The 22,122-nt window shown below is 74.0% G+C and carries 16 protein-coding genes; 13 read left to right on the top strand and 3 right to left on the bottom strand.

The window, feature by feature from the left end; genetic code table 11:
• The first annotated feature begins 53 nt into the window (after positions 1-53).
• The 4 genes from AC6I72_RS33880 to AC6I72_RS33865 are packed head-to-tail and all read left to right on the top strand — an operon-like array spanning position 54 to position 3,426.
• Positions 54-971 (top strand): SGNH/GDSL hydrolase family protein, encoded by a 918-nt coding sequence (locus AC6I72_RS33880; RefSeq protein ID WP_498005288.1) that lies wholly within the window; start codon positions 54-56, stop codon positions 969-971.
• Complete coding sequence (locus tag AC6I72_RS33875) at positions 968-1,231, top strand: hypothetical protein (RefSeq protein WP_498005287.1); 264 nt, start codon at positions 968-970, stop codon at positions 1,229-1,231. Before AC6I72_RS33880 ends, AC6I72_RS33875 begins: the two co-directional genes overlap by 4 nt.
• A gap of 1 nt (position 1,232) precedes the next feature.
• Complete coding sequence (locus tag AC6I72_RS33870) at positions 1,233-3,209, top strand: carbamoyltransferase family protein (protein ID WP_498005286.1); 1,977 nt, start codon at positions 1,233-1,235, stop codon at positions 3,207-3,209.
• On the top strand, positions 3,187-3,426 hold the full coding sequence (locus AC6I72_RS33865) for a hypothetical protein (RefSeq protein ID WP_498005285.1): 240 nt from the start codon (positions 3,187-3,189) through the stop codon (positions 3,424-3,426). The genes AC6I72_RS33870 and AC6I72_RS33865 overlap by 23 nt, the downstream gene beginning before the upstream one ends.
• Here the strand turns inward: AC6I72_RS33865 and AC6I72_RS33860 are convergent.
• A complete protein-coding gene (locus tag AC6I72_RS33860) occupies positions 3,407-4,036 on the bottom strand; it encodes a class I SAM-dependent methyltransferase (RefSeq protein ID WP_498005284.1) in 630 nt (209 codons plus the stop codon). The two genes, AC6I72_RS33865 and AC6I72_RS33860, sit on opposite strands and share 20 nt — an antisense overlap.
• A 1,014-nt stretch (positions 4,037-5,050) precedes the next feature.
• On the opposite strand from AC6I72_RS33860, the gene AC6I72_RS33855 reads away from it, so the two are divergent.
• On the top strand, positions 5,051-7,480 hold the full coding sequence (locus AC6I72_RS33855; RefSeq protein WP_498005283.1) for an SdrD B-like domain-containing protein: 2,430 nt from the start codon (positions 5,051-5,053) through the stop codon (positions 7,478-7,480).
• Between the two features lie 500 nt (positions 7,481-7,980).
• Complete coding sequence (locus AC6I72_RS33850) at positions 7,981-8,661, top strand: hypothetical protein (RefSeq protein WP_498005282.1); 681 nt, start codon at positions 7,981-7,983, stop codon at positions 8,659-8,661.
• A gap of 7 nt (positions 8,662-8,668) precedes the next feature.
• On the opposite strand, the gene AC6I72_RS33845 is transcribed toward AC6I72_RS33850, so the two are convergent.
• Positions 8,669-10,012 carry a right-handed parallel beta-helix repeat-containing protein gene (locus AC6I72_RS33845; protein ID WP_498005281.1) on the bottom strand — a complete coding sequence of 448 codons (1,344 nt, stop codon included), beginning with the start codon at positions 10,010-10,012 and terminating at the stop codon, positions 8,669-8,671.
• 87 nt (positions 10,013-10,099) lie between these two features.
• Between AC6I72_RS33845 and AC6I72_RS33840 the strand changes: the two genes are divergently transcribed.
• Complete coding sequence (locus AC6I72_RS33840; RefSeq protein ID WP_498005280.1) at positions 10,100-11,266, top strand: Dyp-type peroxidase; 1,167 nt, start codon at positions 10,100-10,102, stop codon at positions 11,264-11,266.
• Between the two features lie 606 nt (positions 11,267-11,872).
• Here AC6I72_RS33840 and AC6I72_RS33835 read toward each other — a convergent pair.
• Complete coding sequence (locus AC6I72_RS33835) at positions 11,873-13,258, bottom strand: hypothetical protein (RefSeq protein ID WP_498005279.1); 1,386 nt, start codon at positions 13,256-13,258, stop codon at positions 11,873-11,875.
• Between the two features lie 238 nt (positions 13,259-13,496).
• Between AC6I72_RS33835 and AC6I72_RS33830 the strand changes: the two genes are divergently transcribed.
• The 6 genes from AC6I72_RS33830 to AC6I72_RS33805 all read left to right on the top strand — a co-directional run bounded on the left by AC6I72_RS33830 (position 13,497) and on the right by AC6I72_RS33805 (position 22,086).
• Positions 13,497-14,516 (top strand): LacI family DNA-binding transcriptional regulator, encoded by a 1,020-nt coding sequence (locus AC6I72_RS33830; RefSeq protein ID WP_498005278.1) that lies wholly within the window; start codon positions 13,497-13,499, stop codon positions 14,514-14,516.
• Between the two features lie 149 nt (positions 14,517-14,665).
• Positions 14,666-17,305 carry a serine/threonine-protein kinase gene (locus AC6I72_RS33825; RefSeq protein WP_498005277.1) on the top strand — a complete coding sequence of 880 codons (2,640 nt, stop codon included), beginning with the start codon at positions 14,666-14,668 and terminating at the stop codon, positions 17,303-17,305.
• Positions 17,306-17,594: 289 nt separating this feature from the next.
• On the top strand, positions 17,595-18,311 hold the full coding sequence (locus AC6I72_RS33820) for an SDR family oxidoreductase (RefSeq protein ID WP_498005276.1): 717 nt from the start codon (positions 17,595-17,597) through the stop codon (positions 18,309-18,311).
• A 215-nt stretch (positions 18,312-18,526) separates the two neighbouring features.
• Positions 18,527-18,925, top strand: coding sequence for a hypothetical protein (locus AC6I72_RS33815; protein ID WP_498005275.1), 399 nt, complete (start codon positions 18,527-18,529; stop codon positions 18,923-18,925).
• Positions 18,926-19,034: 109 nt separating this feature from the next.
• Positions 19,035-21,182: a hypothetical protein gene (locus AC6I72_RS33810; protein ID WP_498005274.1), complete on the top strand. Its 2,148-nt coding sequence runs from the start codon at positions 19,035-19,037 to the stop codon at positions 21,180-21,182.
• A gap of 157 nt (positions 21,183-21,339) precedes the next feature.
• Positions 21,340-22,086 carry a DUF4232 domain-containing protein gene (locus AC6I72_RS33805; protein WP_498005273.1) on the top strand — a complete coding sequence of 249 codons (747 nt, stop codon included), beginning with the start codon at positions 21,340-21,342 and terminating at the stop codon, positions 22,084-22,086.
• The last annotated feature ends 36 nt before the right edge of the window (positions 22,087-22,122 follow it).

Here is a 22,122-nt window from a genome sequence, read left to right as displayed (position 1 = left end):
CGGTTCCCCGCAGTCCGTCCTCCACCGCGCCCACCGACGGGAGCACCGCAGCGATGACGTCACCCCGCGCCCAGTACACCCCGCACATGGAGCACTACACCTTCGTCCTGGAGGACCAGCCCTATCTGGGGTACTTCCAGTACGGCGGCGAGAAGACCCCCGTCTACACCACCGACCGGCACGGCTTCCGGGTCACGCCCGGCCCCGGCGGGCAGCGGGCCACGGTCGGCGACGACCGGCCCGAGGGCCCCGTGCGGGTGCTGGCGGGCAGTTCCGCCGTGTTCGGCGTGGGCGCCACCGGGGACCCCGCCACCGTCCCGGCGCGCCTGTGGAACGCGTACGCACCCCGCCTGCCGTGGCTCAACTTCGCCGGCCAGAGCCACAACTCGGCCCAGGAACTCCTGCTGTTCACCCTGTTCCAGCACGAACTGCCGCCCGTCGCGGACATCGTGCTGCTGTCCGGGGTGAACAACCTGGTGCTCAGCAGGCTCCCCGAGGAGAAACAGGGCCGCCACGGCGCCTTCTTCGACTGCGGCCCCGCCCCGGAGGTCGTACCCCCGCCGGACCGGCGCGTCGCACACGCCACGGAGCTGACGCTGCGTCACCTCAGTGCGTGGAAACTGCTCGCCGACGGGCTCGGGGCCCGGCTGACGTTCGTCCTGCAACCGCTCGCGCCGTGGGTGCGCGAGGAACCGCTGCCGCGCGAGAAACTCCTCTTCGAGGAACTGGACGAGGTGTCCAACTTCCGCCGGTTCCACAACGACATCTCCACCATGGCGGTCGGCCGCTCCTACGCGGACCGGCTCGCCGCCGGCTGCGCCGCCCTGGACGTGCCGTTCCTGGACATGAACGTGGCGCTGGGCGAGGCCGCCGCACCGCAGGACTGGCTGTTCATCGACCGGGTGCACTGCACGGACCTGGGCTACGACCTGGTGGCCCGGCAGCTGGCGGACCGCCTGGACCTCGCATGAGGAGCCCCCGGCCCGGCGACGCGGAGGAGCACGGGGCGGCCCCGGCCCCGGCGGCCCGCCGCCTCGCGACCTGGCTGCGCGCCCGCGGCCGCGCCGAGCGGCCCGCCGACGCCCAGGACACCGACGGCCCCCCGGCCCCCGGCGAGTCCCCGGCCGCCCCCGCGGCGGACCCCGCGGCCGAACCGCCCCCGTCCCCGCCGACGCGGTCCCGGCTGCGCCCGCAGCCCGAGGACGACGCGTCCGTCTACCCGTTGTTCTGACATGCGGACGCGGACCGGCACGGGGCAGGCGGACGGCGGACGGCCCGGAGGCGGCGGGCGGCCCGGTGACGGGCGAACCGGTGGTGGGCGGCCCGGGGGCGGGCGAACCGGAAGCGGGCGGCCCGGCGGCCCCGGCCGGGACGGGCCCGTCCTGGGCATCTCCGCCTACTACCACGACAGCGCCGCCGCCCTCGTCCACGACGGCGTTCCGGTCGCCGCCGCCCAGCAGGAGCGGTTCAGCAGGCGCCGCCACGACCCGGGCTTCCCGGCCGATGCCGTCGCCTACTGCCTGCGGGAGGCGGGGCTGCGCCTGGACGAGCTGGCGGCCGTGGCGTTCTACGAGGACCCGGCACTGAAGTTCCGCCGTGTGATGGCCACCTGGCTGGCGACGGCACCGCACGGCTTCCCGGTCTTCCGCCGGGCCTTCCCGCAGTGGGCGGGCTGGAAGCGGCACGCCCTGGACGACGTGCGCGCACGGCTGCGCCCGCTGTCCGGCGGACGGCCGCTCCCGCCCGTCGTGGCCCACCGGCACCACGCCTCGCACGCCGCCTCCGCGTTCCTGCCCAGCCCGTACCCGTCGGCGGCGGTGCTGTGCGTCGACGGCGTCGGCGAGTGGGCGACGACGACGCTGTGGCACGGCCGGGGCACCGAACTGGTCCCGCTCGCCGAGCTGCGCTTCCCACACTCCCTGGGCATGCTCTACTCCGCGTTCACCCACTTCTGCGGCTTCAAGGTCGACTCGGGCGAGTACAAGCTGATGGGCCTCGCCCCCTACGGCACGCCGCGCTGGGCGCCCCTCATCCGCGAGCGGCTGATCGACGTCAAGCCGGACGGCTCCTTCCGTCTGGACCTGCGCCACTTCACCTTCCAGTACGGCAGGACCATGACCGGCCGCGCCTTCGAGGAACTGTTCGGCGGTCCCCGGCGCATCCCCGAAGGACCGCTCACCGAGCGCGAGTTCGACCTCGCCGCCTCCGTCCAGGCGGTGACCGAGGAGGTGGTGCTGCGGCTGGCCCGCACGGCGCTGGAACGCACGGGGGAGCGGCGGCTGTGCCTGGCCGGCGGGGTCGCGCTGAACTGCGTGGCCAACGGACGGCTCCTGGACGAGGGCGTCTGCGACGAACTGTGGGTGCAGCCGGCCGCCGGGGACGCCGGCGGCGCACTGGGCGCGGCCCTGGCCGAGTCGCACCGCCGGGGCGCGCCCCGCGCCCATGTGCGCGCCGGCACCGACGCGATGGCGGGCGCCCTGCTCGGGCCCGGGTACGACGCCGCGGAGATCGCACGCTTCCTGGACCGGGAGCACCGTCCCGCCGTACGCCTGCCGGAGGGGGAGCTGGTCGAGCGGGTGGCCGCCGAACTCGCGGCGGGCAAGGTGGTCGGCTGGTTCCAGGGCCGTATGGAGTTCGGCCCGCGAGCCCTCGGAAACCGGTCGATCCTGGCCGATCCGCGCGACCCCCGTACGCAGTCCACGCTCAACCTGAAGACCAAGTTCCGCGAGTCCTTCCGGCCGTTCGCCCCCGCGGTGCTCGCCGAGGACGCCAAGGACTGGTTCGACCTCACCGGCGAGAGCCCGTACATGCTGCTGACCGCGCGGGTCGCGGCGGCCCGGCTCCGGGAGCGCGACCCGCTGCAGGAGCGGCTGACCGGCCTGGACCTGCTGCGGGTGCCGCGCTCGACGATCCCGGCCGTGACGCACGTGGACGGGTCGGCCCGGGTGCAGACCGTCACCGCCGGCCGCAACCCCCGCTTCCACGCGCTGCTGACCGCCTTCCGCGACCGCACGGGCTGCCCGGTGCTGGTGAACACCTCCTTCAACGTGCGCGGCGAACCGATCGTCCGCGACCCCGCCGAGGCGTACGCCTGCTTCATGCGGACCCGGATCGACCTGCTGGTGCTGGGCGACTTCCTGCTGGACAAGCGGGACCAGCCGCCCTGGCGGGAGGAGGGGGACTGGCGTGCCGCGATCCCGGTGGACTGAGCGCCTGGGCCGACTGGGCCTGGCCGTCCTGTACTTCGGCGTGCTGACACCGCTCGGCCGGTGCGTCCGCGCGGTGCGCGACCCGCTGCGCCGGACCTGGGAGGCGGACCGGGCCGGCTACCTGGAGCCGCCGGCCGGAGCCGGACGGCGCCGGGGGGCGGGCCGCGGCGACCCGGGTCCGGGACGGGCCCGCGGGTTCAGCGGCCGCCGGGCGTGACGGCCGAGACGACCACCACCCGGCGGTCGCCGAGGACGTGGACGCGTGCGGTGGCGTCGGTGAAACCGCTCGCCGCGGCCCACGCACGGGCTTCCTCGGCGCCGCCGGGCAGCGGGACGTCCGCCGCCAGCAGCGCGCGGAAGCGTTCGGACGGCCGGAAGTGCGTGGCCAGCGGCAGCGTGAACCCCACCCGGCCCCCCGGCCGCAGCGCGCGCCGCCAGTCGGCCACCGCCCGCCCGCCCAGGAAGTGCAGCGAGGAGGCGCACAGCACGGCGTCGAGACCGCCGTCGGCGACCGGCAGCGGCACGGCGTCCGCCACACGCCAGTCCACCGCCGTGGCGGGCAGCCCCTCCACGGCGGCACGCGCCCGCCCGGCCTCGATCATGCGCGGCGACACGTCCACGGCGAGGACGGGCGGCGCCGCGGCGGAGCGGCCGCGGGCGAGTTGCACGGCCACGGCGCCCGCGCCGCAGGCCACGTCGGCGACGGCGTCCACCGGCCCGGGCGCGGCCAGGGCCAGCAGGGCTCGCGCCACCTCCTCGTGGTGCTCGTGGTCGTAGCGGGGGGCGAGATCGTCGAAGACCCCGGCCAGGGTCGCGCTCTGGGTCACCGGGCGATCCTACGCACCCGCGCCCCCTCGCCACGAGTTCCGGCCCCAGTGCCGCCGTCCCCGCGTGCCGTGACGGCGGCCCAACGCGACCCCGCCGACCGCGTACGCGGCCTGCGCGATGCCCTGGCACCCCTGACGGACCGTCACACGTGACGACCCGTCGGTGCGGGCCGGCCGGGCCGTTCCGCGGGCCCCCGGCCGGCCTGACGGCCCCGCCACGCCGCCAGGCTCTGGGGCCCGCCCAAGGGGGCGCGTCACCGGGAGCTGCGCGCTGCGGAACAGACGCGCGCTCCTTCTGCCACCCCACGGCACCGACCCGCCATGACCGGCCATCCGGCCCGCAGAGGACGACCGCAGCGCCGGGCCGTCTCCGGCGACCGCATCGGCCTTCCGGGCAACGCCCCTGCGTGGCGGGTATTTCGCCGGAGTGACATCCGGGCGGGGGACAATCGGTGGGATCGAATCCGGCCATCCTGTCGCTGTCGCACATTCTTCCGAGTGCCATTCCCGGCGCTCAGGAACTCTCATGGTTCCCCCGGGATTCCAGGGATTCCGCTGGTGGTGGCGAGACCGCGGTGCATAGAATATCGCGCGCCGCTCGCGGGGGTGGTCGGTAAGGCAGGTGGGGGGTGAGGGCGTGGTGACTGAGCTGCGGAGAACGGCGATGCAGGGCGGTCCTGGCCGAGGTTCAGAACGCGCGTTCGCTTTTCCCTGCCCGCGCCTCTTACGGCGTGCCCGCAATATTCCGAACGATCACCACAAAGCGGTCCACTCCACAGGAGCGGACCCTTTTTCTTTTCCCCGGTGTTCCCCGGTGGCCCCCGGCCCGGCGTCCGGGCCCGGGCCGGGTGCACGGCCTGCGGCGAGAAGCGGATGCTTCGTTCTCAGGACAAGAGAAGTGTGGAGTGTGATGCCATGAAACGAGTCGGCAGAGACTCGCGACGGCCGGCCTGGAGACTTGTGGATCCGCTGGCGCGAACGGGCTTGTCCGTTCTCTTATTGGCGGGCGGCGCAGTGGGGGCGACGGCCGGACCGGCCGCGGCTGCGGCCGCCGACGGCACGCTGACGGTCGAGGTGCTGCGCGACTTCTTCGGCACCGGCGTGCTCAACGCGACGATGGACGTGCCCCAGCGGGGCATGAAGGTGCAGATCTCCGACCCCGCCGGGCACGAGGTCACCGGCGTCACGGATGCCACCGGAAAGGTCGTGGTGTCGGCCTCGACCGTGCTGAGCGGCGGACGGTACCGCGTCGACGTCAGCGTCCCGGCCCCGTACAGCGGCCATCTGCGGGCGGCGCCCGCGTCGACGGCGGAGAACCACTTCGACAGCTTCACCTCGTTCGTGGACGTGTCGGACGGGAAGAACGCCTCGGTGGTGACGGGCGTGTGGGATCCGGCCGACTACGCGCTGCCGGACTCGCGGTACTTCGTCCCCGTCCAGAACGGTGCCAACGGAACCGACAACCGGGCGTTGGTGGCGTTCGGCACGAAGGTCCGGGGCACGTGTCCCACCGACGCGGCCTGCCCGGCGACGCTGGCCACGCAGGCGCAGGTGGGCACGACGTTCGCCTTGGCGTACGACCAGTACCGGACCCGGCTGTTCCAGGGCGCGTTCGCCCGCCGGTACGCCCCGTACGGGCCGGAGGGCGGTGGCGCGATCTACACGGTGCCGGTCGACGGCTCGGGTACCCCGAAGCCGTTCGCGCAGGTGCCGGACGCCGCGGTGACGGCGCACGACAGCTCGAACATGATCAAGGATCCCGGATTCACCGACGCACCGGGCAAGGAGAGCATCGGCGGCCTGGCGCTGTCCGAGGACGGCTCCACGCTGTACGCGGTGAACCTGCGGACCCGCAGCCTGGTGAGCTTCGACGCGACCGGGGACACCGCCGGGGCGCCCGAGGCGACGGTCCGGATCCCGGACCCGGGGTGCGCGAGCCCCGAGGACTGGCGGCCGTTCGGTCTCCAGGTCCACGACAACACGCTGTACGTCGGCGGAGTGTGCAGCGCGGAGAGCACGCAGCAGCGCTCGGACCTGAAGGCCTTCGTCTCCACCTACGACGGCAAGCGGTTCACCACGGTGCTGAGCCACCCGCTCACGCAGGAACGCGGCACCGTCTTCGGCACCGGCGACAAGGCCACCCACTGGAACCCGTGGAACACCGGCCTGGACACGTGGGACGACCGGAAGGCGGGCAACGTCTTCATCGATCCGCAGCCGGAGCTGGCCTCCCTCGCCTTCACCCGCGACGGCTCGATGGTCCTGGGATTCCGTGACCGGTTCATGGACGTGCTCAGCTGGGGAGGGCTGGACCCCCGCCCCGGGAACGACGCGGTGGAGAACGGCATGTCCGGTGGTGACATCACCATGGTCTGTGCCAGTTCCACCGGCGCGTACGAGTGGGAAGGCACCGGATCCTGCCCCAACCACGCCACTCCCGCCGACAGCGGCGGCCAGGCCGCCGGTGTCGTCGAGTACTTCCCCGGCGACTTCTACCGCGGCGCGCACCAGGAGACCGCGCTGGGCTCGGTGGCCTACATCCCGCAGCAGCAGTGGGTCGTCAGCACGGAGTTCGACCCGGTCGACGCCGTCGCCACGTCCGGGACCGGGTACCACGACGTCACGACCGGTCAGGGCCCCGGCAACGACCCGGCCGCCAACGGCTTCCAGTTCGTCAGCCAGGAACAGGGCGGCGGGTTCGGCAAGGCCGGCGGGCTCGGTGACGTCGCGTACGCGGCGGCGAACGCGCCGATCCAGATCGGCAACGTCGTGTGGTTCGACGGCGACCACAACGGGATCCAGGACCCGGGGCACGTGCTGCTGCCGGGCGCGACGATCAACCTGCTGGACGCGGACGGCAAGCAGGTCGCCACGACGAAGACCGATGCCGACGGCGAGTACTACTTCGGTGGCGTCGGCGCCGAGTACCAGCTCACACCGGGAGCGAAATACACGGTCCAGTTCGATGTGTGCACCGCGGACACCAGCGAGGTGCCCGGCCGGCCCCCGGCGTCCGCACTGCGGTTCACGCTCCCGCGAGCCGGTGCCGACCGTGCGCACGACTCCAACGTGACTCCGCCGTCCACCGGGCCGTTGTGCAGCGGGCAGGCGCCTGTCACGGCGCCGCGCAAGCCGGGCGGGGTCGATCACACGATCGACGCCGGGGTGTACATCCCGAAGGCGACTCCGAGTCCGTCCCCGACTCCGACTCCGACGCCGACCCCCACCCCGTCCCCGGGTCCGGCCTCGCCGTCGGCCTCGGTGCCGCCGGCACCCGCGCCGCCCGTCAACCCGGCACCACCGGGCGGAGGTTCGGGCTCGATGGCGCACACCGGCATGTCCGCGCTGCCGCAGATGCTCGCCGCCGCCGGGCTGCTGGCGGGTGCGGGCCTGGCCATCGCGTACATGAGCCGGCGCCGCCTGCAGAAACACCGGGCGAGCTGAGCACCGGTGAGCTGAACAACAGCCCGCTGGTTCCAGCGAGTTGAGCAACAGTTCGCTGAAATCAGCGAGTTGATCAACAGCTCGCTGCAGCACACGGGTTGAGCAACAGCTCGCTGGAGCAGTGAGCCGAAGAGAGCGAGCCGAAAAAGGGGGCTGCCCGCCCGCGGTCCGGAGGGTGCGGCCGGGCAGCCCACGTCCCGGCCGGTCCACGCGGACCGGCCGGGACCTAACCTGTCACCGGGGACCGCCCGGGAACCGGGTGACGCGACCGCACCAGGTGACATGACCTGTCACCGGGGCACCGAGTGACGCCGCGGGCGCACGGCGGTGAAGCCAGGGTGGCGACCGAGAGGATGAAGCGAAGAGTGTCAGCGTCGAGCCGCACGCGGAGCGTGCGAAGCCGGCAAGCCCCACCGGACCGTGCGGCCGCCCGGCGCCGATGGCCGCGGTCACGCCGGGCGGCAGTCGTCCTCGTCCTGGCGGTCGCGGCGGTGGCCACGGTGGCCGGATTTCTGGTCCTGAGCGACGGCTCCGGCACCGGCGGGCCGCGCGCACTGACGTCCGACGAGGCGAACCGGCTGGCGATCACGCGGTTCCGCAACTACGAGGCGCACGGCCGCGCGGTGACGATCACCGTGCCGGGCACCGCAGGCGACCTGACCGTCACGGGGTCCGTCGACTACCGGGGCAAGCTCGGTTACGGCGTGGTGCGCGGCACCGGGCGCGACACCTCCAGCGACGGGCTGATCGAGTGGACGCCCACCTCGGTGTCGGTCCACCCGATGGCGAACGCACCGGCGTACGCACCCGCGGCACCGCCCCGCTCGGGCTGGTACGGCCGTCCGCTGCTGTCGTCCGGCAGCGCCCTGGACAGTTCGCTGGCCATCGCGCTCAGCCTCGGCAGCGACCGGCCCGACAACGCCGAACTGCTGCCGCAGAACGGCGCCGCCTGGTGGGGCCGGGACCAGGCGGCCGGGCACCGGGTGGACGTCATGACCGGGCCGTCCGCCCGCGACCGCTCCGGCACGGCGGGCAACGTGCGCTACTGGGTCGGCTCGGACGGCACGATGTACCGGGTCCGGGTCAGCGTGGGTTCCCAGCCGCAGCCGGTGGTCATCGATTTCGACACCCACCGGTACGTCCCCGTCAAGCCGGTCCCCTCAGCCACGCCGAACCGGTAGCCGCCGTTCAGGGCGTCCGCACCCGCGCGTTCGCGGCGAGCAGGGAAGCCGGCGGGAGCTGGATGCCCGCCGTCCTCGGCAGGGCCGGAACGGCCGGGACGGCGGTGGCGCCCGCGGTTTCGGCGTGGGGGAACTGCGGCTGCGGACCGGGCGCCGCGACCTCGGTGAACGGGATGCCGCCGGGCGCCGCCGGTCTCGTCCACCTGCCGGCCGGAGAAGGCGACCCGGCCGCGACCGGGCAGGACGCGGTGGCCGCGAGCCGGGCGGGCACGGTGCTCCGCAGATCGTTGCCCCGCAGGCAGTTGCCCCGGCCCCGCGCGGCGGTGGGGAACGTCCAGCCGACGTCGACACCGTTTCCGGTGAACGTGTTGTCCACGATCCGGTTGCCGGCCGGAGGCAGGTCCGCGGTCGCCGTGATCACCAGCCCGGCCTGGCGGTTGCCGGTGATGCGGTTGCGGAGGAACTGGTTGTCGTTGCCGCCGTCGATGCCGACGCCGATGCCCCACCCGCCGTCGGCCTGCTGCGGCGTGGCCCTCTGCTGATTGGCCGCGATCAGATTGCCCGCGATGACGGCGCCCTGTTGCGGGAGCAGTTTCTCCTGGTGGTCCGAATTGGTGGTGAGTCCGACCCGGTTGCCGACCAGGCGGTTGCCGACCACGTACATGTCCCCGCCGGCGTTGGTGCCTTCGTAACCGACCGCGTTGAGTTCGGCGACGTTGTCCCGCACCACGATGCGACAGGGCTTGCACTGCCCGACGTAGATCCCCGAGTCGGCCCCGCCCGACGCGTACGAGTGCTCGATGACGCCGTTCTGCGCGGAGAAGGCGTAGATGCCGTACAGACCGTTGCGGGTCGCGGTCACGTACGAGACCAGGAACGACTTCAGGAAGGTGACGGGCTCCTCGCCCGTGTCGTAACCACCGCTTCGTCCCGGCAGCCCGGCGGCCGCCTTCGCCGAACCGGTGACCAGGACCCCGTTCTGCGTGTTGTTCTGCACGGTCAGGTTCTCCACGGCCACCCCGGGCGCGGCGACCACGACACCGTTCGGCTGCTGCAACCGGCCGTCGATGACCACCTTGTCCCGGGACACCCCGCGAAGAGTGACGCGCGCCGTGTCGATCCGCACCGACTCGTGGTACACCCCCGCGGAGACCAGCACCAGGTCACCGGGCCGGGCCAGGGACACCGCGGCCGAGATCGTCGGGGCGTCGCCGGGCACCCGGATCGTCACCCGCGCACCGTCCGGTCGCCGGCCCTTGTCCGCACCGTCGTCACCACCACCGCCGCAGCCGGACACCAGGGCCAGCGTGCCCACCACCGCCGCCAGCACGCGAAGAGCTAATCGAGGCATGATCCCAGTCTGGCACGGGGCCCAATCGGCCGCCGGGAAATGGAAGTTGTGCGGCATCCCCGATGCGGATGTGGCACTCTGCACACCATGCACCGAGCCGACCCCCACCCGTCGCGTCGCAGGTTCCTCGATGCCACCGGCGCCATGGTGGCCGCAGGACTGACCGCCGGGTGCACCTCGGACGCCGCCCCGCCAGGACGGCACGCCCCTTCCGCGCCGGCCGCGCCGGCCGCGCCCACGACGGTCCCGGCGACGGGCCGGCACCAGGCGGGCGTCACGCTTCCGCAGCCGGCCCAGCGCAACCTGCTGGCCGTGGTGGCCGACCTCGGAGCCGCCGCGGCTCCCGGTCCGCTGCTGGCCGAACTCGGCCGGACCATCCGCACCCTCGTCGCGGGCACCGACCGGCGGCTGCTGGGCCTGCCGCCGGGCGACCTCACCGTGACCGTCGGCGTGGGCCCCCGGCTGGTACGCGCGGCCGGTGCCTCCCTGCCCGGAGCGGCCGACCTCCCGGAGTTCTCCCGCGAACGGATCCACCCGGAAGCACGCGGCGGTGACCTGCTGATGCAGATCTGCGCCGACGACGCGCTGCTCCTCCCGGTCGCCGCCGCCGCGCTCCTGGACCAGGCCGGCGACCGCCTGCGCGAACGCTGGCGGCAGTCCGCGCGCCGCGGCGCGACCGTGCCCCTCGGCAACGGCCTCACCGCGCCCCGCAACCCCCTCGGCTTCATCGACGGCATCGTGGGCCCGCACACGGCCGCCGAACAACGACGCGACCTGTGGCTGGCCGGACCGCCCGCGGTCGCCGGCGGCACCCTTGCCGTACTGCGGCGCATGGAGCTCGATCTGCCGCGGTTCGCCGCGCTGTCCGTGGCTGAGCAGGAAGCGGTCCTCGGGCGGCACCGGGCCGACGGCGCCCCGCTCTCCGGCGGCACCGTCGCCTCCGTCCCGGAACTCGGCGCCAAGACGGCGGACGGACGCTATCTCGTCCCGGCCGACGCCCACGTGCGCAGGGCGAACCCCGCCGTGGTCGGCACCGGCCTCATGCTCCGCCGCTCCTACAGCACCGACGAGCCCGCGCCCGGCCTGCTCTTCATCAGCTTCCAGAACGACCTGCGGACCTTCACCGCCACCCTCACCCACATGGACACCTCCGACGCACTGCTGCGGTTCACCACCACGACCGCCAGCGCGACGTTCCTCATCCTCCCCGGCTTCGACCGGCAGCACCCGCTCGGTTCCTCCCTGTTCGGCTGAGCACGCGCCACCTGCCGTCGCTGCCACGCCGGACTGACCGAACGGCCGGCAGGACCGCAGGGGGCCGGCGGTGCCCGGTCAGGCGTGATCGAACACGTCGAACCCGTACGCGCATTCGTACGGCTCTCGCCGTCACGGCCGTCCGGACGCGCGCGTGCGACCCCCGTCCCGGCTGCCCGTATCCGCGTCCGCGCGACCCTCGCCCAGGCTGCCCGTACTCGCGCCTGTGCGTCCCCTGTCCCGGCTGCCTGTGCGTGTGTCCGCGCCACCCTCGTCCCCGCCGCTCGTACGCGCGTTCGTGTGTCCCTCGGTATCCCGGTAGCCCTCCGGCCGTCCGGTGAGCCGGGTCGCGAGGCGGTAGGTGACCGAGGCGTCGCGGTACTCCTCGCCGGCTACGACCTCGCCGGGCAGGTTCGTACGCTCGCAGCAGGACAGCGACGCCCGTGGCCCGCTGCCGGGGAAGCGGACGGCGGTCAGCGGATCCTCCTCGAAACGGAGACGGCCGGAACGGACCGTGGCCCGGAACGCGATGTCCGGCGGCGGCCCGGGGACCCCCTCCGGATCCGGCACCTGCCCCGGGGCGTCCGGCGCGGACCCGCGGGCCGTTCAGGGCGGCTCGTCCGCCTCCCCGGCCGCGCGGCGGCGCCGGGACCGGGGCGGCAGCTTCCCGTCCTCGCCGCGCACTCGACGTCCGCGGGTGCCGCCGCGGTCCGGGACGGCCGGGTCCGCGTGCTCCTCGCCGGACCCCCGCACCCCGCTCCGCCGGGGCCGCGTGCTCCGGCGCACGGCTCCGCCCGCCCGGCCCGGAACCTCCGCGGCACTCTCGGCGCCCTCCACACTCTCGGCGTCCTCGGCGTCCTCGGCGTCCTCGGCGTCTGCGACATCCGCGGCATCCGCGTCGTGCGGCCCGTCCGCGACCTCCGGTACGTCCTCGACGACTCCCGCGCCCCGGCCCGCCGTACGCTCCACGACGCGCCCGCCGCCCCGCGCCGCCCGCCCGGCCGTGCCCGCGGTGACATCACCGGCTGCCTCACCGGCATCGGCCACGACCCCGCTCAGCCCGCCCGCGGTGTCCGCCACGGTGCGTCCCGCGCCACGGCCCACCTCATCGACGGCTCTCCCGGCGCCCCGCCCGACATCGCCCACCGCCTCGCCCGCACCGCGGCCCACCCCTTCGAGCCCGCGCCCGGCCCCGCGCCCCACGTCCGCCACCCCCGCGCCCGCACCGCGTCCGACGTCCCGCACGGCCGAGCCCGCTCCCTGGCCGATGTCACCGACCGCTCTCCCCGTGCCCGCGCCCAGCTCACCGAGGGCCTGCCGCGCACCACCCCCGATGTCCTGCACCGCGGAGCCGACCCCGCGGGTCAGCTCCTCCAGGATCTGCGGATTGCGGTCGAGCGTGGTGAGCACCCGGTTGATGATCATCGCCACGTTGTCGAGACGCACCTTGAGCTGGGCCTGGGCCTCCACCCCCGAGATGCCCAGGTGCACCCGGCCCAGCGCGACGTCGGCGCCGACGTTCAGCTTCAGCAGGTCCAGCACCTCCGCCTGGAGCGAGACGTGCGCCCGCAGGTTCTCGACGTCGAGGTCGATCTCGTCGACCTTGAGCAACGGGACGTCGAGGTACACGTCGGGCTCGGCGTCGGCCGCCCTCCTTCCGACCACGCCCTCGTCCTCGGGGAGGGTGGCGTCCTCGCCGCCGTGGACGCCGGCGGCGCGGTCCTCCTGGGGGAGCGCGGGCTGTTCGGGACCGCCGGCCGGCTGTTCCTCGTCGTGCTCCGGCTCCTCGTCCCCCTCGTAGTACTCCGGCTCGTCGTCGGCGTAGTACTCCGGTTCCTCGTCGTCGTACGCCCCGGACCGGTCGTACGCCTCGGATCCGCCGTACGTCCCGGACCCGGTGTGCTCGCCGGTGTCCTCGGTATCGCCGGGTGCGCCGTCGGGCACGGCACGCTCATCGAGGGGCCCCTGCTCGTCCTCGGCGCTGTCGCGCATCACCGGGCCTCCGCTGGTTCGCCGGACATTTCGTCCATTCTGGGGCTGTCCGCGCATCGGTGCACGGGCGGCGCGTCCGGACCACGGGCCCCGCCCGCACCGGCGGAGCACCCGGCGGGCCTCCGCGCCTCCGTGCCTCCGCGCGCTCGGCTCGACGGGAAAGGCGTTGGGCACAATGGTCGGCGGCGGTTCACGGACGGTGGGGCGGGAGACAGGTATGGCGGGCGACGGCGGTCCGGTGACATTGCGCGGGATCGCGGAGCATCTCGGGCTGCACGTGTCGACGGTCTCCCGGGTCCTCAACGGACCGTCCGGGGAACGGGGCCGCGCGGCATCGGGCGAGACGGCGCGACGGATCCGGGAACTGGCCGAAGAACTGGGCTATCGGCCCAACCCGCACGCCACGAGCCTGCGGACACGGCGCAGCAATCTGATCGGGGTGCTCTTCCCCCGCCTGTCGGAGATCGTGGTGGCCACCATCTACGAGGGCGTCGAGGAGGAGGCGACCAGGCGGGGCCTGTCCACCTTCGTCACCAACACGCACGACGACCCCGACACCCAGCGCGGGCGCATCGGGATGGTGCTGGGGCGCCGGGTGGACGGCCTCATCATCGGCGACGCGCACCTGGACGGGGCCGCGCTGACCGAGCCCGCCCTGGACGGCACGCCCTTCGTGCTCGTCAACCGCCGCACCGACACCGGCCACCCCGCGGTCACCTGCGACGACCGGCTGGGCGGGCGGCTCGTGGCCGAGCACTTCCTGTCCCTGGGCCATCGCCAGGTGGCCGTCGTCGCCGGCGAACCCTTCGCCAGCACGGGCACCGACCGCACCGCCGGTTTCACCGACCGCTACCGCGAAGCCGGTCTGCCCCTGCCCGCCCACCGGGTGCGGCACTGCCGCTTCGACACCTCCGGCGGCCACGAGGCCGCCGCCGAGCTGCTGAGCGGGCCCGGCCGGCCGACCGCGATCTTCGCCGTCAACGACCTCGCGGCGATCGGGACCATGGGTGCGGCGCGCGACCTGGGCCTGCGGCTGGGCGAGGACCTCGCGCTGGCCGGCTTCAACGACACCCCCCTCGCCGCCGAACTCCCCGTCCCCCTCACCAGTGTCCGTTCCCCCATGGCCGAGCAGGGCAGACGCGCGGTGGAACTGCTGCTCCGCGGTATCGCGGGCGAGCCCGTCGTCTCGCAGACGCTCACCCCCCGCCTCATGGTGAGAGCCTCCTCGGGCGCGCCGGTGGGTGCGCGTCTGCGGTGATCGGTGAAGCGTGAGACGCGGAGCCGCTGGGCTCGGCGGCTCCGGCCGATTCCGGTCGGCATTGTTGCCCAAACGATTGGCGCAAACGATTGGGTAGACCATACTGGCCGCTCGGCACACGTCCGGTCGGGCCAAAAAGAGGGGGCTCTGTGAGGTGGTGGGGGCGGCCGCGCGAGACGGCATCGGATTCCGGCGCGTCGAACCGGGAGGCGTTCGTCGCGGCGTTACGTGAGGGCAGCCGGGAGGCCGAGACGACCGGCCGTCTGGGCGGCGCCGCCGCGGCGGCCGACCGCTACGGCACACTGGTCGCGCAGGCGGAACGCGTCCTGGGTGACCGGGACACCGACACACTGGCGCTGCGGCACCAACTGGCCCACTGGACAGGTGAGTCGGGCCGGCCGGAAGCCGCCGTGCGGCTGTTCGCCAGGCTTTCGGCCGACCGGGAGCGGGTGCAGGGGCCGCGCCATCGCGACACCGAACTGGCCAGGCACCAACTGGCCCACTGGCACGGCCGCGCGGGGCGGCCCGAGGAAGCGGTTCGCCGCTACGAGAGCATGCGGCGCTCGGCCGAGCGGGAGAACCGCACCGAGACCGCGCTCACCCTGCTCTGCGAGGTGGGGTACTGGCACCAGAAGAGCGGGGACAACGCGGCCGCGCTGCGCGCGTTCTCCCAGATGCTGCGGACGGCGCAACAGGAACTCGGGCCCCGCCACCAGCTCGTCCGCATCGCCCGTCAGCGCTACATCGAGGTGGCCGGTGAACTGCCGTTCGGCAACGAGGGCGGCCACGAGGGGCTGCGCGACCTGCTCGCCACCGCTGCCGCGGTCGAAGCCGCGGGAGACCTCGCGCGCGCGGGCCGGATGTACGGCGAGGCAGCCACGCGGTACGAACAGCTCGACGGACCGGGCAGCCCCCACACCATTTCCGCCCGCGTCGCGCAGGCGAAGGCGATGGTGGGTGCCGGGGACTACGAGGCGGCCGTCCCCTGCTTCGGCAAGGTGCTCGCCTGCATGGAGCTTCGGGGCCACGGCCCGGGGACGCCGGAGTACGACGTCCTGAGCGGACAGCGCGACGAACTCGCCCGGATGGCCCGGCGCACGGTGCTCCGCATCGCGCGCGGGACCGCGTCGCTGCTGGGCGAGGCGGTGCGGGCCGGGACCGGAGCGGCATGCGTGGTGCTGGCACGCCGGTCCGGGGCGTCCCACGCGACCCGGCTGGTGGCCGTGGACGACGACGCCGGTGACCCGGCCCGGCAGGCGTGGCCCGCGGAGCGGTGGGCGGCCGTGCTGCGGGACCTGACGCGGCAGGGGGACGACGCGACGGCCCTCTGCTTCCCTCGCGGCGGCGCGCGGCCGGGACCTGACCAGAGTGCCCTGTGCGAGCGACTGGGACTGCCGGGCGTCTTCGTCTCCCCCCGCGGTGACGGGACCGTGCAGATCGAGGCGTACGTCTTCCACGCGGGGGAACCGGCGGCGGCGCACGTCGTCGTGGTGGAGGACGAGCAGCCGGCCGTCGCGGTGCAGGACGGGCAGCCGCCGGAACGGGACACGCGCACGCGGACGGCCACGCGCCCCGCGGACGACCGGGTCGCGCTGCACCCGGGGGCCGTGGCCCTCGGCGGCTGGCGGAAGATGGAACGGGCCCGGCCCGCCGCAGGAGCGGACCGCCCGCCGGCCTTCGGTGTCTACGAGGTGCTGGAACCCGTCGGCGAGGGCGGATTCGGGCGTGTCTACCTGTGCCAGGACCCCGACGGGCTGATGGTCGCGGTCAAGACGCTGCACGCGCACCTGGCGGCGGCTCCCCCGGTCAAACGGGGATTCGCCCACGAGGTGCAGGCCGCCCGGCGGGTCGACGGGCGGTTCACCGTGCCGGTGATCGCCTCGGACACCGACGGTCCGACGCCGTGGATGGCCGTGCCGTACGTGGCGGCCCCGTCGTTGCAGACACTCGCCGAGCACTGCGGGCCGCTGGACCCCGAACTGGTGCGCACACTGGGGGCGGGCATCGCCGTCGCCCTGAGCGCCATCCATGCGGAGGGCATCGTGCACCTCGACCTCAAACCGGCCAACGTGCTGCTCACCGAGGACGGCCCGCGCGTCATCGACTTCGGCATCGCCCAGATCGAGCAACTCACCGAACCGCGACGGGGCTTCACCGGCACCTACGCGTACGCCTCCCCCGAGCAGCTGCGCGAGCAACCCGCCTTCACACCCGCCAGCGACGTGTTCTCCCTGGGCACCGTTCTGGCCCGGCTCGTCCTGGGACGCAGCCCCTGGGGCCAGGACACGCCGTCCGTGGTCGCCAACATCCGCGCCGGCCTGCCCGACCTCACGGGTCTGCCCGCGGACTTCGCGGCGGTCGTCCGGTCCTGCCTCCGTCCCGACCCCCGTCAGCGGCCGACGGCAGCAGACGTGGCCGACGCACTGGTTCCCGGCGCCGGTGCGGGCGCCATCGGCCGGCCGCCCCTGACGGAGCAGGCGCGCTCGCTCGTCGCGGAACACACCACCCTGCCCGCGACGCGCCACTTCCGGACGCTCGCCTACACCCGGACACCTGGACCCGGAGAGTCCGCGCGGGAGGTGACCCGTCCGCGCCGCCCGGCCGAGGCCACAATGGCTGAGGCCACGACGCCCGCCACAACGGCTGCGTCCACGGCGGCCGCCCCAACGGCTGAGTCAGCGACGGCTGAGGCCACGACGGCCGCCGCGGCCACCCCGGCCTCGGGCACGCCGGACGCCGGCAAGGACGCCGCCGCCCCGCACGGAGACACCCGGCGCGGCGGACCGTGACGGCCCGGCGGACGCGGGCGCGGGCGACCAGGAATCCGTCCGCGACGGCGGCCCGGGCCGCCCCTCGGCCGCCACCGGCCGGTGCCTGACCGGCCACTGCCTGACCTGACGGGCCAGTACCTCTCACCGGCCGACGGCCCGTCAGTCGCCGCACCGGCGGCCCCGGGACCGCTCGCAGGCCGGAGGATCACCCCTCGCGGCCGGATCCCGGCCGGGCCTACGGGCCGGCCGGGGCGCGAGTGGCATGATCGGGTGGCGCGGGAGGACCGAACGGAAGGATCGCGAGCCCATGCCCGGGAGGACCGTACTGATCACCGGAGCGTCGCGCGGCATCGGGCGCGCCACCGGCCGCCGTCTCGCCGGACAGGGCCACACGGTGGTCGGCATCGCCCGTACCGACCCGGGGGAGGACTTCCCCGGCCGGCTGTACCGCTGCGATCTGGCGGACACCGAGGCGACCGGGCGGGTGCTGGAGACCATCGCCCGCGAGCACCGGGTGGACGTGGTCGTCAACAACGTCGGCGTGGCCGTGCCCGAGCCGCTGGGCGAGGTGGCGCTCAGCAGTCTGCAGACCGTCCTCGACCTCAACGTACGTACCGCCGTGCAGGTCACCCAGGCCTTCGTGCAGGGCATGCGGGAGCGCGGCTGGGGCAGGATCGTCAACGTCACCAGCCGCTCGGTGTTCGGGGCGCGGCGGCGCAGCAGTTACGCGGCGGCCAAGAGCGCCCTGGCGGGCCTGACGCGGACCTGGGCACTGGAACTGGCCATGGACGGGATCACCGCGAACGCCGTCGCGCCGGGCCCGGTCGAGACGGACCTGTTCCGCGTCTCGCACCCGGCCGGCGGCGAGGCGGAGGCGCGGGTGCTGCGCTCCCTGCCGATGGGGCGGCTCGGCCGGCCGGACGAGGTCGCCGCCGCCATCGCCTTCCTGATCGGTGAGGACGCCGGGTTCATCACCGGCCAGATGCTGTGCGTGGACGGCGGAGGCAGCATCCCGGGGCGGTGACCCGGCCGCGCGCTCCGGCGCACACCCCGCCGGACGGGTGCGCGCTCCGGCGCACACCGCGCCGGACGCGGTGAGTTCCCCGGCGGCCGCTCGTGCTTTTCGAGGAGACGAACGGCTCCGGACCGGGCACGGAAGAGGCCCGGAACGCCGGGAGGATCGCGTCAGTGGTGGCTTTCGGCCATCGAGAGGGGCGCGGCACACCGCAGACTGGGGACATGAGCAGATTCGCAGAGGTCATCGTGGTGGCGCGGGACGCCGAGGACGTCATGGAGCCGTTGACCCGCCCGGACGCCGGCCGGGAGTGGCATCAGTGCTTCACCCGGGTGGACGACTCCGTCTTCGCCGGCACGGGTAGGGGATCGGCCGAGTGCTACCTGTGGGTCATCCAGTTCACCCGGCACAACTGGCGGGGCCTGCTGGCCCGTCTGGAGGCGCTGCCCTGGCCCGATCCCCGTTCCGTGCAGGTCCTGGTCCACGACGAGGAGGACGACTGCTTCGGGCTGTGGATGATCTACGACGGCCGGCTCACCGAGGTGCCCCTCCCGCACACCGTCCGCCGTCTCCACCCCGACGTCAGCGTCACCGGCACGCTCAGCCGGACCGACCGGGGCTGAGGGGGCACCGGGCGCGCGCGTCCGGTGGCTGTCGCGCACCTGTACCGGCGGCGGCCGCGGGTCTACCGTCGAGCGGGACGACGTAGGCGGAACGGGGGTGCGTTCGCCCATGCGGAGAGACGACGCAGGCCTGCACGGCAGGCGGTTACGGTCCCGGACGCGCCGGCTCGCGGCGCTGATCACGGTTCTGGTCGCCCTGGCCGGGGCGCCCGGCGCCACCGCGGCCGGGCTCGCACCGGCGGCACCGGCGGCCCCGGCGGCCGCCGCGGCCGGCCCCGGCAGCCCGGGCACGCCCCCGTACACCAAGTGGGGGCCGCCGCTGACGGTGCGCACCATCAACGGCCGCAGGACGTACATCGACGTCAACGGCGTTCCCCACGTCGTCGGTTCGAGCGGTGACACGCCGGACGCGGACGCGGCCCTGACCTTCATGAACCGCCGGCTCGCCGAGCAGGGACTGGCCTACGACGCCAAGACGAAGACCGGCTCCGAGTACCTCTTCCAGGACGAGACGAACCGTCTGGAGGAGAAGGGGAGCGTCGGCAAGGGCGTCACCGGGACCACCTCCGACATGATCAAGGTCACCTGGAGCGAGGGGCGGCTCGTCAGCGTCGACTCGGTCGACGCGACCACCACCACCCGCACCGGCACCACCACCGAGGACCTCTCCTCGATCGGCACGACCATCACCGGCAAACTGCCGGGCGGACGCAAGAGCCAGACCGGCAACGTGGTGTTCACCGCGGCCACCGAAGAACAGGCCAGGGCGGTGGCGGAGCGCTTCAAGGACAATCCGAACGTCCGCGTGATCCGGCCGGGTTCGGGCTTCGACAGCGGGGAGCTGAACACCGGCGCCGAGGGGCTGGAGGCGGCCGCCGGTTCCGTCTTCACCGCACCGGGCGACTGCCCCGGGGGCGGCACGCAGAGCGGTTTCGAGCCCGCGGGCACCCGGCCGCAGGCCCGGTACGCCGCTTTCGCGCGCGCCCGTGCCGCCGGCTGCGGCGGCACCTCCGGGGTGCCGCGCGCGGGCGGTCTGGCGAAGGGCCTGTCCGCGCCGCAACGGACGCCCGGCGGAATCGACTTCTCCCGGCTGGAGTTGCACTACCTCGCGGATCCCGGGCCCGGCGCCGGCGGTCTGCGGTACGCCTTCCGGGCGCCGGCGGCCACCTCGCGCGGCGGCTCCGCGCTGACCGGGCTGGGGCACGCCACGCAGGCGTCCGACTCCTTCTTCACCTGGCTGGAACTGGATCCCTCGACGTTCTGGGTCAATCTGAACCCGAACGAACCCGACCGCATCGTCGACGCCCGGCTCGGCCGCACCGACGCGGGACGTGTACTGCTCCAGGCGGATCTGACGTTGAAGAAGACGACGGGCAGGCTGATCCATCCGGACACGCCCCTCGGGACGGAGTTCTGGCGGTCGCTGTCCGGGGACTGCATGTCGTTCCGCACCTGGATCGTGCCGGCCCCGGCGACCGTGTACACCAAGGGGGAGGAGCTGTACATCCTCAAGTCGCCCCTGAACGTGCAGATGGAGACGCAGTACCTCAAGCAGCACGGCGGCTCGGACGCGGTCTCGTGCCCCCGGCAGTCCCGGACCGTGCAGGACCACAACGAGGCACTGTTCCGGCGGCTGATCCTGCCCAGGGTGGTGGAGGCGGTGAACACCGCCCCCGAGTACGCCGATCTGCGGCGCGTGTACCTCAGCCGGGTGGCCGCCGAGTGGTACCGGGGTCTCAGCCTGCGCACCCGTACCACCTACTCCGACCTGATCGGCAAGGGCGACGTCGACGCGTACGCGACCCACGAGGACTGGAAGCCGGTCGACACCTTCGACGCCTACGTCCGCTCGTACACCAAGGGCGAGTTCAAGGTGACGCACCGCACCCGCGAGGGCGACACCCTCTACACGAGGACGTACGTCTACGGCGGCGTCGACTTCTCCCGTGTGCCCGTCACCTCCGTGTCCGACGCCCAACTGGAGGCGTCGTCGCCCTCGTTGACAAGGGATGTGAGCCGGTCGATCGAGGCGCCGGTCACGGACACCGGGGAGGGCCAGGTCTGGCTCGGTGGCGGTGTGCGGACGGCGGGACCCGGCCGGGCCCCGGGCGCTCCGGGCGCACCGGGCAGTGTCGCGACGTCCGCCCCGGGCTCCGGGACGGGCGTCGCGCCGTGGCTCGTGGGGGCGGCAGGCGCACTCGCCGCCCTGGTGGTGCTGCGCTCGGCGGTGCGGCTGCGGCGGGCGCGACGGCGATAAAGCCCCGGACTCGCCCGGCCGGCCGTGGCCGAGCAGGCGGACCGTAGGGTCCGTACGCCTGTGACAGAACGAAGACGTCGCGGAGGACCGCCCGTGACTCGGTGCGAGATACAAATATTCCCGACCGCACGCACCGCGCCCATCCTGGGGGAATCCCGTGAAGTACACCCGCATCACCGCTCTCGCCGCCATCGGTGTCGCCGCCACCCTCTCGCTCACCGCCTGCGGCAGCGACGGCTCCGGAACGGACTCGGCCTCCAAGAACTCCTCGTCCTCGTCGTCCTCTTCGTCCTCGGACGGCGCCTCCGGCCCGGACGCTGCCTCGAACCCGCAGGATGGTTCCGGCTCCGGATCCGGCCCGGCGCAGGCCGGCAACGCCAAGGCGCAGGGCAGTTCGGGCACCGGCGGCGCGGGCACCGGCAGCGCGAAGGCCGGCTCGGGCAAGGGCACCCGGGCGGGCGGCGACTCGGCGAACGGAGCGGCGCAGACCAGCGGCAAGGTCACGTTCTGCAAGACGGCGAACCTGGCCATCCACGCCGTCGACGCCGCACCGGACGCGCGCTCCGGCAGGATCGACATCACCATGACCAACAGGGGTTCGACCACCTGCTCGGCGACGGGCTTCGCGGGCGTCGACATCAAGGACGCGGACCACACCTCGAGCCCCATCGAGCGCGGCCACGCCCAGCCGCGGATCACCATCCTCAAGCCCGGCGACGCCGCCGTCTTCGACCTCGCCTACGACATCGACAGCAGCGGCCACAGCCTCGCGTCCCCGACCAGCATCCTCGTGACGCCCCCGAACGAGACCCACACCGTGACGCTGAAGTGGCCCGCCGGCGCGGGGGCCATCAAGGGCGCCTACACCGACGTCCAGGTCTACCCCACCCACACGACCGAGTAAGGTTCGCCGCGGGCCCAGAGGGCGGCCCCCGCGAGC

Source organism: Streptomyces sp. Xyl84, assembly GCF_059731885.1.
The sequence above is the reverse complement of the archived record's forward strand: the minus strand, read 5'-3'. Positions and strand labels throughout refer to the sequence as shown.

Coding starts and splice junctions, on each gene's coding strand:
- AC6I72_RS33880 (WP_498005288.1), top strand. CDS start 54: ATGACGTCACCCCGCGCCCAGTACACCCCGCACATGGAGCACTACACC.
- AC6I72_RS33875 (WP_498005287.1), top strand. CDS start 968: ATGAGGAGCCCCCGGCCCGGCGACGCGGAGGAGCACGGGGCGGCCCCG.
- AC6I72_RS33870 (WP_498005286.1), top strand. CDS start 1,233: ATGCGGACGCGGACCGGCACGGGGCAGGCGGACGGCGGACGGCCCGGA.
- AC6I72_RS33845 (WP_498005281.1), bottom strand. CDS start 10,012: ATGCCTCGATTAGCTCTTCGCGTGCTGGCGGCGGTGGTGGGCACGCTG.
- AC6I72_RS33840 (WP_498005280.1), top strand. CDS start 10,100: ATGCACCGAGCCGACCCCCACCCGTCGCGTCGCAGGTTCCTCGATGCC.
- AC6I72_RS33835 (WP_498005279.1), bottom strand. CDS start 13,258: ATGCGCGACAGCGCCGAGGACGAGCAGGGGCCCCTCGATGAGCGTGCC.
- AC6I72_RS33820 (WP_498005276.1), top strand. CDS start 17,595: ATGCCCGGGAGGACCGTACTGATCACCGGAGCGTCGCGCGGCATCGGG.
- AC6I72_RS33815 (WP_498005275.1), top strand. CDS start 18,527: ATGAGCAGATTCGCAGAGGTCATCGTGGTGGCGCGGGACGCCGAGGAC.
- AC6I72_RS33810 (WP_498005274.1), top strand. CDS start 19,035: ATGCGGAGAGACGACGCAGGCCTGCACGGCAGGCGGTTACGGTCCCGG.